Genomic DNA, 1282 nt, shown 5'->3' on the forward strand with positions numbered 1-1282 from the left:
GGCGCCGGCATCGCCCGGATCGGCCGTTTTTCAGTCGCCGAGGATTTGGCCAGCGGGCGTCTGGTGCCACTCCTGGAAGGTTTCAATCCTGGCGATCTGGAGCCGATCCATGCCGTGTTCGTGGGCGGCCCGGCGATGCCGGCGCGGGTCCGGCTGTTCGTGGATTTTCTGGTAGCCAATCACCAGGGGCAGCATTGGTGCCAGCCCTGAAGCGGGACGCCCCAACAGCCAGGCGGGTCCAGCGATGGAGACCTGCCGGAGACGTCCCTGGACGCGCGCAGAGCCAGGCAGCACTCGCGGAACAGCCTCTGATCGGCCCTGTTCAACGCCACACAACCGAGTCGACTCACACACTCCCCTACGATGGCTGGAGGCGGAGAGTCAGGCGCATCTGGAACGCCTGCTGACTTCATTGGACGCTGGGCAGGAGGGTCAGGCACCGGATCGGTGATGAGCTGCACCCCCAACTAACGGCCCTGCAAGTTGTGCTGTGTTCATCTCTTGTGCTTTGCCTTGGTTTTGCCACCGGGCGAACGCGGACGAACCTGTCAGCACCGGTGCCCGCGGCGGGGCTGGAGCCATCTGGCACTGTGGATGTTCAAACCCAGGAACACTCGGACACTTCTGACAGCACCTGGCGCAATCGGCTATTCTGCGGCGCGCTGCCATGCCCTCTGGCAGCCTCGACCACGAGACTGTCGTGATGCCGACCGCAGAAGCCCCCTGGCAAGGCGATGCCTGGCTCGCCCCGCACTACCTGGTGTTCCAAGGACAGTGCGGGCATGCCCAGGCGCACGCCCATCACCCCCATCAATGGTTGTCCAGCCTGGACGGTGAGCCGCTGTCGGTGTGGATCGACGGCCATTACCGGCAGGCCGCGCAGGTGTTCATACCGTCACGCTGCCCGCATGCCTTCGAGCGCCCGAACCAGCCGGTGCTGGCGCTGTTCGCCGAACCCTATGCCTATGCCCTGGATGCCCTGGCCGATGCCCTGCAGGCCAGCCGCCCCACAACGGCTGAGGCGTTGATGCTGGGGCTGCAGACGGTGCCTGCACCGGGACTGGATCGGCGCTTGCAACGGGCGCTGCATCGGTTGCTCGACAGCCCGGCCGACGCCCCTGCACCCGGCATGCTCGCAGCACTGGCCGGGTTGTCGGCCAGCCAACTGCAACGCCTGAGCCGCGCCCAGTTGGGCATCTCGGTGCAGCGGCTATTGCTCTGGCAGCGACTGCGCCTGGCCCTCGCGCAGGTGTTGGCCGGTGCCAGCCTGACCGACGCTGCT

At 66.5% G+C, this 1282-nt stretch carries 1 protein-coding gene and 1 pseudogene; both read left to right on the plus strand.

The features are described from left to right. A pseudogene (locus tag RT028_RS14805) lies at positions 1–210 on the plus strand (LysR family transcriptional regulator); the annotation flags it as partial. Between the two features lie 457 nt (positions 211–667). After that, positions 668–1282: AraC family transcriptional regulator (locus RT028_RS14810; RefSeq protein ID WP_312935874.1), on the plus strand; the 615-nt coding region annotated here is incomplete at its 3' end.

Origin of the sequence: Pseudomonas sp. (assembly GCF_032058845.1) — a bacterium.
GTDB lineage: Bacteria > Pseudomonadota > Gammaproteobacteria > Pseudomonadales > Pseudomonadaceae > Aquipseudomonas.